Source organism: Sporomusa sp. 246TCP1, assembly GCF_057319775.1.
The window spans coordinates 3,197,570-3,205,000 of the sequence record NZ_CM170492.1; the positions used below are offsets into that span (position 1 = coordinate 3,197,570).

Sequence of the window (7,431 nt, forward strand, 5' to 3'; positions counted from 1 at the left end):
TTGCAACCTAACAATTAATGATTGCGTAGTTGATGGTAATATTTACTTATTTCGTGATCTAATAACTGGCTGGCTTCCAAAACTTGGGGATGTGACAATCCATAGGACACAGCCAGTGAATGCATTCTTTCGCGCAAATTTTCTATGATATCGTTAATGGTAATTTTTTCGATATTATCTAACAACAAATGTGCCCTCCACAAAACAATTTCCTTATATTAGCAACAATTAACATTATAAATCACATTGCCTAATTTTGGAAGAGGGAATATTGTTCTTTATCATGATTTTTTTTACATTTTTTTTGCTAGGCTAAAAAAAAAATGTCGCCCCTTGCTCTACTTCTTCACCTGACAAACGTCAGGCGAATTTCGCATTATTTTTCCAAACCAGAAAAATCCAATGTAGCAAAGTAATCCTCAATAGTTTCCGCCCTCCGGATAAGTTCAACACTGCCATCCGGCTTCAGCATTAATTCCGCCGACCGTAACTTGCCATTATAGTTAAATCCCATTGCATGACCATGAGCTCCCGCATCATGAATAACCAATATATCACCAATATCAACCATGGGCAACTTACGATTAATGGCAAACTTATCATTATTTTCGCATAGAGAACCAGCGACATCATACATATATCCTAACGGCCACTCCTCTTTACCCAATACCGTAATGTGGTGATAAGCACCGTATAGAGCCGGACGCATCAGGTTAGCCATACAGGCATCCAAGCCTATATAATTTTTGTAGATCTCTTTCTTATGCAACACTGTCGATACCAGATAACCATAAGGCCCGGTAATCATCCGGCCGCACTCCATAGCAATCTTTAGCGGTGCCAGACCATTGGCCGCAATCTTGGCCTCATATGCTTTCTTAATACCCTGACTAACCACATCGATATCAACGGGCTCCTCTTCAGGCCGGTAAGGGACACCAATGCCACCGCCAAAATTAACAAACTCGATTTTAATATCAAGTGTCCGATAAATCTCAATAATAAGGTCAAACATCATATTGGCAGTTTCAATGAAGTAATTAGGGTCAAGTTCATTAGAAATAACCATAGTATGAATACCAAACCGCTTTACTCCTCTTGACTGCATAATCCGGTAGGCATCCAAAAGCTGTTTACGCGTTAAGCCATATTTAGAATCTTCCGGGTTACCGATAATTGAGTTGCCTCCGTCCCTAAGCGGACCTGGATTATATCGGAAACAAATCATCTCCGGAATTCCAGCATGCTTATCTAAATAGTCAATATGACTAATATCATCAAGATTAATGATCGCCCCTAATTCACGCGCCTTTTTGAATTCAATAGCCGGAGTATCATTCGATGTCAAGATAATCTCTTCACCGCACATACCTGCTTTTTCTGCTAAAATAAGTTCTGGCAGCGAACTGCAGTCTGCCCCAAGACCTTCTTCCCTCAGCACTTTCAAAAGATGCGGATTGGGAGTAGCCTTTACAGCAAAATACTCTTTAAATTCTGGTGCCCAGGCAAAGGCTTTCGTTAGTTTACGGGCATTTTGTCTAATGGGTGCCTCATCATAAATATGAAACGGTGTTGGATACTGTTTGATCACTTCTGTTACTTGCTCTTTTGTAAATGGTAATCTTTTTTCAGCCAATTGTTTCGCCTACCTTTGTTAATAACTATTTTTAATAGAACAGCATGTTAAATCTTGTTGCATATACGGGTGAGCTGTCGGCAATAAACTACCGCTTGCGTATGCAAATGCTATAATTCCCATTATAAAAGCAGTTTGCGCTGATTCCCGCAAACTGCTTAAAGACAAGAGAGACTCTCATCAGCTGCAAGGATAGCGCTCCACCATAACCACAGGTGACAGTCTTACATTTATTAAATGCAAAACCAGCAAAAAGTTCTTGGCAAAAACCTTCACTTCGGCGGTCAGCCCCTTTCAGTATGGTCATCGCTGCCAACTCTTCATACTTACTCTTGCTCTGCCGCGCCTCTATCGGAAAATATATCGATTATGTCTATAATATCAGTACACCCCAGGTAGTGTCAATATCTGCACAAGCAACACATAGATAATGAAATCCTTTTTATCATCCTTCATCCTGCCAGTAATTCATAAAGTTTATCTAACTGTTTAATATGGATAGTACGTTTATGAAAAGCTATTAGGTTGGCCTTTTCTAACTGTCTCAATTCCCGGGACAAGGAGGTACGAGACACATTAAGGTGTTCAGCCCAAGCTTTCTTAGAAAATGAAAGTGTAATAACGGCAGAGCGCTTGGCTTGGCTTTCGGTAATGATAAAGTACGCAATTTTACTCTGAATCGAGGGTAAGGAAAGAGTCTCAATTTTTTGATTTAAAACCAGCATGCGACTTGAAACTGAGCATAAGAAATTTAACATAATGGTTTGTTCAAAAGCAAATAGCTGAAGTAAATCCTTTCTGTGCAACAACAATATTTTGCTGGGCTTACTGGCAAAAAGTGTTCCCGGATAGTATTGGGTACCGGCGAACATGGCGGCGTCTGCCAAGAGGTCAAACCGGCAGCGGGTAGTAACAGTAATGACTTTACCAGAACAAAAATCCTTCTTTACATCAACCTCTCCTTCCAATATAATGCCCAGAGTATCGGCAGGGTGGTTGATAGAAAAAATAATTTCACTTTCCTGATATTCCCGGACCCGGTAATTAATCTTAGCTAACAAAGCGGCAATTTCACTACGTGTTTTTCCTTTAAATAAAGCAGACTGTTGAAGGGCAGATAACAACTTCTCCATAACTTTTCTCCTAAAAAATGATAAGTGTGTCTTCAGATACTGTATTTACTTTTATGGTATAGTATAATTTTCTAAAAATCAATTGATAATGAAAATCATTATCATATTTTTTTTAAAAAATGATTATTTAGGAGGGAGTATGAGTATAAAGAAAATCAGTCGGACAGCCCTACTGCTTGCACTTGTAATTGTGTTCCAAGCATTGCGCTTGTATTTGCCAATACCACCTTTTGTGTCAGTCTACATTATCGGCAGTCTGGTTAATGCCTGCCTGCTGCTAAGCACAGTTGTAGCTGGTTGGAAAGCCGCCTTGGTATTGTCTGTTGTTGTGCCGGTAGTAGCGTATCTGCAGCAGGTTCTACAACTACCTGTCCTTATTCTGCCGGTTGCTGCCGCAAATCTTGCTTATGTTGGTGGCTATCTGGCATTTGCCGGCAAAAATAATATACTGGCGATAAGTACGGCAACAACTTCTAAGTTTCTTATTATTTATCTAATGGTAACAAGCCTAATACAGTACATGGGGATAACCGGAAACATAGCAACTACGCTAACCATGATGTTGGGCTGGCCGCAGTTGATCACAGGTTTCGCCGGAGGAGCAATTTTTTTAGCAGTATCCAAAAGGCTGTTCAATCTGATGGGAGGTCGTCAATAAGATGATAAGCAAAAATTGTACAAACTGCCGATTATGCTTTAATAAAGATGCTTCCATAATGCTACAGCCTAAAGAAGATGGCATATTGACAACACTCAATCCAAACAATTGCGTGGATTGTGATGCAGGCTTGCAACAGCGTTTTGCAGATGATACCGACCGCTTTATGCGCGATGTATACAGGGGTGTACCAATAGCAATGTTGGCGGCGCCAGCGGCAGTCAATAATTTCCCTGATTATCGCCAATTGTTCGGCTATTTGTATAGTTTGGGAGTGCGGTCTTTTCATAATGTACTTTTAAGAGCTGATATTACCATTTGGGCTTATGTCGAGTTATTGCGCTGCAATAAGCAAGTTGCCTTTTTATCCTCGCCCTGCGCGGCAGTGACAGAATATATCCGCCATCATAAGCCTAGGCTACAGCCATATCTCATGCCGGTATACAGTCCTTTGCTTTGCACCATAATCTATTTACAAAAATACCGTAATCTTACTGACAGACTGGCTTTTTTGTCGCCCTGCGTTGCCAAACGCAAAGAACTCAAGATATTGGATAATCACGGTTATAATATTACCATTAACAGGTTGCAACAGTATATTGCCAACCACAATATTGATTTATCCAAGTATGAAACCGTAGATTTCGCTGACCGGTCAGAAGGCGCCGGTCTCACACTTGGCGTCTATGGTGGTGTCAGTGAAAGTATTGCCGCTCATTTGCCGGATCGCCGCTTCGTTAAGGTCAGCGGCCCAGACAAAGTGTACCGCTGGCTGGAGGAATACGAACGCCGCGCTTGCTCCAACGAACCTTTACCCCACTTAGCCGAACTGTATAACTGCCGTGCCGGTTGCGAAGGTGGAACTGGTATTAGCACAATGCAAAAAAAAAGGCTGGAACCAGTCGATACCAAATGGTTGCAGCTGGAGCCGAACGCCGCTGACAGACACCGTTGGGCTGCAACCCGTTTATTTACTACTTTTAAACAGACATTGCAACTGCCGGATTTTTTAACCTGAAGGATCGACGCTATACATATTCAAAACACGTTCCTTTAGACAATAAAACGCACAGAAAGGAAGACAAAAAGATGATTTGTGTTAAAGACCATGATGACCTGCTGCGCATATCGTATGACGATATAATCAAATACCATGGCCGTAGCTTTATTGCCGGCGCGGCTATGGCTTATAAACTCTTAGAGTTGCTTAATGGTGTTTTTGACGGTATACTTGAGCGGGACAAATTCCACATAATACTGGGAGTAAACGGACCGGGTATTATTGATGGCATCGAAATGGCTACGCGTGCAAGAACCCGGGGAACAATGGCAATTAATCAACAGATAGCCAGCGGCAAAGATGCACCGATGGCGGCAGACGGCGCCGAGGGCAAGTACTATTTCGTTGTTACTTATGCCGACAGAAGACTGGCAGTGTGGCTGCAGCAGGGCCTAGTTCCCCAGGAATTTTTAGACTTGGCGACCAAAACCCATGACGGAACAATTACCTCTGTGGAAAAAGAGCGTCTGCAACAGATAAAAGAAGAGCTTGCCGCCATACTTATCGCCCGAGACGCCTATGATCTGTTTCATTTTATTTTTCAATAAAGAGCATCTTACAATAAAAAATTTGAACTATATATTTTACAATTATGGGGGGATTTGAAAATGCGAAAAAGGAACCATGCTATTTTGGCGGTTGCAGGCTTAGTATTATTTTCAGCAACCGCCTATGCAGAGAATACCACAGAAAAAAACTTTACCCTTGATGAAGTTGTCGTTACGGCTACTAGGACAGAAACCTCTGCCAAAAATGTTCCATCTGCCATCCAGGTGATAACCAGCCAGACAATCGAAGAACAAGGCGCACAGACTTTGGAGGATGTTCTGCGTTATGCTACCGGCATACAGTTAACGCGCCGCAACACCTCATCAAGCCGGGAAGCCGTCTCTATCCGCGGTTTTGATTCCCGCTTTTCCATGATTCTGATTGATGGTAAGCGACTGGCATCGGAGATTGACCAGAACTACGAATTAGACCGTATTCCATTGGAAAATATCGAACGCATTGAAATTGTCCGTGGGCCGGTTAGTTCATTGTATGGTACCGAAGCGTTAGGGGGTGTTATTAACATTATCACCAAAAAATCAAAGACACAATCGCTAATTATTGATGTTGACAGCGGTTTCTACAATGACGCCCAAAACGACAAAGACCGCTATAGTTTTACTTATGATTCCGGTGACCTGGGCAAGTTTTCGGTTAGAGTTTCCGGCTCACAGGTAGAGAATAACGCGATGTTTAAAAGCAACGGGTTAACCTATGAACCATACGGGACCAGAAAAAGCCTCAATGCAGTCATAGACTACCGACTGTCCGGCAGCGAGACAATCAGTTTTTCAAAAAATCATTCCGAAGAAACAACAGACGAGTATGTAAAACCAGCGACTGTACTGCTAAAAGCCCGAGATTATATTGAACGGAATGAATATTCAATCTCCTACAACAAAAAAGAAACAGATAACGAATTATTCTTGCGTTTTTACCAGTCAATTATGGAAAAAAACCTTGATCAATATAATGTTTCTACAAATGCATTAGCTAACTGGGTGCGAGCCAAGCGCACCATCAATATGTATGAAGGCCGCTTCACTCAAACACTAAATGAGCAGCACCGACTGACCTTTGGTGCCGAATACCGTCCGGAAACCTTCCGCGGTACAGCAGTCAATACCCATGAAGGATATTTTACCGTTGTTCATCCCAGTGGTCAGAGCAAAACAGGCTCGACAGCCTATCTCAATTATCGGGCCGCCTACTTACAGGACGAATGGAATGTAAATGATAAATTGCTGGCAGTTATGTCGGTGCGGTATGATGACAGCAATAAATTTGAAAGTAATATCAGCCCCAAACTTGGCCTTACCTATAAACTTAATGATGCTATGCGTCTCAAAGCAAATATAGCTCAGGGGTTCCGCAGTCCAACACCAAATCAACTCTATCAGAGTACATCAACGCAACAGGGAAATCCTAATTTGAAATCAGAGACTTCCCATTCTTATGATATCTCTGTTGAAAAAGATTGGAACAAAAAATCAGCCAAATTAACCTTCTTTAACAATGATGTCACCAATATGATTGATTTAGTCACCCTCTCCGGGACTAACAAACAGTATCAAAATATTAGCAAAGCCACACTTAAAGGAATCGAAGCAGAATTTACCCAAGTACTGTCTAATCAGCTATCCTGGACAAATAGCTATACCTATCTTGATGCCGTCAATGCGGCTACCAACCAGCGGCTGGAAAACCGGGCACGGCATGTGCTAGTATCAGGACTGACTTATCATAACCAGCACGGATTTACAGCCAGTCTGCAGTCTCAGACTTTTGGCAAATACCTGGTATCTCCCGGTGGCAATAAAACCTATTCGATCTGGAATCTTGCCCTCACGCAAAAACTTTCCGATCACTACAAACTACGGCTTGGTATTGATAATATCTTTAATAAAACCGATGAAGATGTTCCGCTGCTTGGCGCCTATGTACACGGCAGTATTCAATTTTCCTTCTAATTATTATCTCACAGACAGTATAGCTAATCAGTACCGCATAGTTCCGCCACAACGGCAACCAGACTGACCACATAAACGAGTACAAATCTCTACTGTTAAGCACAACAAAAGCAGAAATCTATCTATTCGATAGATTTCTGCCTTATATATTCATAAATATAAATTGGGGTGACTGGAGGGTCTCGAACCCTCGAATACCGGAGCCACAATCCGGCGTGTTAACCACTTCACCACAGCCACCATATAATTGGTTGCGGGAGCAGGACTTGAACCTGCGACCTTCGGGTTATGAGCCCGACGAGCTACCAACTGCTCCATCCCGCGACATACTCGACATTCGATTGTCGACTTACGACTTTCGATATATCTCTTTTATGAAGGATATTCCTTCAAAACTTCACAGAAGAAAGACTACGCACAATTAG

The 7,431-nt window shown here is 42.0% G+C and carries 7 protein-coding genes, 2 tRNA genes and 1 riboswitch; of the genes, 4 read left to right on the forward strand and 5 right to left on the reverse strand.

What is annotated here, in order from left to right; genetic code table 11:
- Positions 1–14: 14 nt before the first annotated feature.
- The 3 genes from AC1ECB_RS15200 to AC1ECB_RS15210 all read right to left on the reverse strand — a co-directional run bounded on the left by AC1ECB_RS15200 (position 15) and on the right by AC1ECB_RS15210 (position 2,769).
- Entirely contained in the window at positions 15–185 is a 171-nt protein-coding gene (locus AC1ECB_RS15200; protein WP_222427850.1) for an aspartyl-phosphate phosphatase Spo0E family protein, read from the reverse strand.
- A 191-nt stretch (positions 186–376) separates the two neighbouring features.
- The gene (locus AC1ECB_RS15205; RefSeq protein ID WP_485664576.1) at positions 377–1,636 is read right to left on the reverse strand and encodes a diaminopimelate decarboxylase family protein; all 1,260 of its coding nucleotides are present in this window, start codon (positions 1,634–1,636) and stop codon (positions 377–379) included.
- 185 nt (positions 1,637–1,821) lie between these two features.
- Positions 1,822–1,995: riboswitch (Lysine riboswitch) on the reverse strand.
- A gap of 93 nt (positions 1,996–2,088) precedes the next feature.
- Entirely contained in the window at positions 2,089–2,769 is a 681-nt protein-coding gene (locus AC1ECB_RS15210) for a Crp/Fnr family transcriptional regulator (RefSeq protein ID WP_485664577.1), read from the reverse strand.
- Positions 2,770–2,908: 139 nt separating this feature from the next.
- Between AC1ECB_RS15210 and AC1ECB_RS15215 the strand changes: the two genes are divergently transcribed.
- The 4 genes from AC1ECB_RS15215 (at position 2,909) to AC1ECB_RS15230 (ending at position 7,006) form a co-directional block, all read left to right on the forward strand.
- The gene (locus AC1ECB_RS15215) at positions 2,909–3,427 is read left to right on the forward strand and encodes a hypothetical protein (protein WP_485664578.1); all 519 of its coding nucleotides are present in this window, start codon (positions 2,909–2,911) and stop codon (positions 3,425–3,427) included.
- Position 3,428: 1 nt separating this feature from the next.
- Positions 3,429–4,445: a [Fe-Fe] hydrogenase large subunit C-terminal domain-containing protein gene (locus AC1ECB_RS15220; RefSeq protein ID WP_485664579.1), complete on the forward strand. Its 1,017-nt coding sequence runs from the start codon at positions 3,429–3,431 to the stop codon at positions 4,443–4,445.
- 71 nt (positions 4,446–4,516) lie between these two features.
- Positions 4,517–5,035 (forward strand): hypothetical protein, encoded by a 519-nt coding sequence (locus tag AC1ECB_RS15225; RefSeq protein WP_485664580.1) that lies wholly within the window; start codon positions 4,517–4,519, stop codon positions 5,033–5,035.
- 60 nt (positions 5,036–5,095) lie between these two features.
- Positions 5,096–7,006, forward strand: a complete 1,911-nt coding sequence (locus AC1ECB_RS15230; RefSeq protein WP_485664581.1) for a TonB-dependent receptor plug domain-containing protein — start codon at positions 5,096–5,098, stop codon at positions 7,004–7,006.
- A 164-nt stretch (positions 7,007–7,170) separates the two neighbouring features.
- On the opposite strand, the gene AC1ECB_RS15235 is transcribed toward AC1ECB_RS15230, so the two are convergent.
- Positions 7,171–7,246 (reverse strand) — tRNA-His (locus AC1ECB_RS15235).
- Positions 7,247–7,254: 8 nt separating this feature from the next.
- Positions 7,255–7,330, reverse strand: a tRNA-Met gene (locus tag AC1ECB_RS15240).
- Positions 7,331–7,431: the final 101 nt, after the last annotated feature.